Raw genomic sequence first — 1,044 nt, 5'->3', positions numbered from 1 at the left:
TGGCATACCCCATTCCAAACATGCTTTTGAAACAGCTCCAAAATCTTTTAACATCTGCTTTTCATCTTCAGCACCAATATTCACGTGTATAGACACACCATCAGCACCTAATTTTATAGCTTCTTCTACTGTGCAGACTAAAACCTTGTCATTTTTTCTAAGTGATAAATCTGTAGATGCTGACATATGAACAATAAGTCCAACATCTTTTCCCTTTCCTCTATGTCCCTGCTCTACTATACCTTTATGGAGGATTATTGCATTTGCACCGCCTTCAGCAATCTTTTCAACAGTTTCTCTTATATTTATAATCCCTTCCATTGGACCAGAGCTAACTCCGTGATCCATCGGAACAATAACAGTTTTACCAGTATCTCTATTTATAATTCTTTCAAGTCTTACTTTCTTTCCTATACCCAAAAGTTTTCCTCCGTTTATTTGTCTTATATAAGAATATTATAAAATAATTTTGCAAACTATAATGCCTAAAATAAAAGCAATCACAGCTACCATAATAAGCTTACTATTAAAGCTATTTTGGGGAGAACTTTTTGCTTTCCCTCTTTCTCTCATATAATCTCTATCATACAGACCCATTTTTACCTTCCTCTTTTACAGTTATGTTTTGTTTTTTCTTTTCTATTTCAAGTTGATTTTTTAATTCTTCATTTTCTTTTTTTAACTTTTCATTTTCTTTCTGGCATTTTTCAAGTTCATCTTTAGTTAAATTTAACTGCCTTTTTATTTTTAATTTTTCAACCTGAAAAGCAAGCCAGTCTGATAGTGCCATTAAAATTATTACTAAAGCTCCAATTATCATACTTATTATAATTATTAAAGCAAGTGGAAGCTCTGGAGTATTTAATGTTGGCAGTATTTTAACGCTTACACTCGGCTGTACATTCATTGATACAAAGTATGCTACTGCTAAAAGAATTAAAAGCCAAATGATTAATTTTATTTTAGATAACATCTTTTAAAGCCCTCTTTATTTTATTGTAAATATCTTTTAAATCCTGTGATATTACTTTAACTTCTCCAATA

1 protein-coding gene and 1 pseudogene are annotated in these 1,044 nt (G+C 30.7%); both read right to left on the bottom strand.

Features of this window, described 5'->3' with window-relative positions; genetic code table 11:
• Nucleotides 1-420: pseudogene (locus HG1285_RS00160) on the bottom strand (fructose-bisphosphate aldolase); the annotation flags it as partial.
• Nucleotides 421-583: 163 nt separating this feature from the next.
• Nucleotides 584-973: a lipopolysaccharide assembly protein LapA domain-containing protein gene (locus HG1285_RS00165; RefSeq protein ID WP_008289742.1), complete on the bottom strand. Its 390-nt coding sequence runs from the start codon at nucleotides 971-973 to the stop codon at nucleotides 584-586.
• Nucleotides 974-1,044: the final 71 nt, after the last annotated feature.

It is taken from the genome of Hydrogenivirga sp. 128-5-R1-1 (genome assembly GCF_000171895.1).
Note: the sequence above shows the minus strand (reverse complement) of the source record. Positions and strands in the feature narration are given on the sequence as shown.

Excerpts from the sequence above, each read along its gene's own strand:
- HG1285_RS00165 (WP_008289742.1), bottom strand. The coding sequence starts at position 973 with ATGTTATCTAAAATAAAATTAATCATTTGGCTTTTAATTCTTTTAGCA.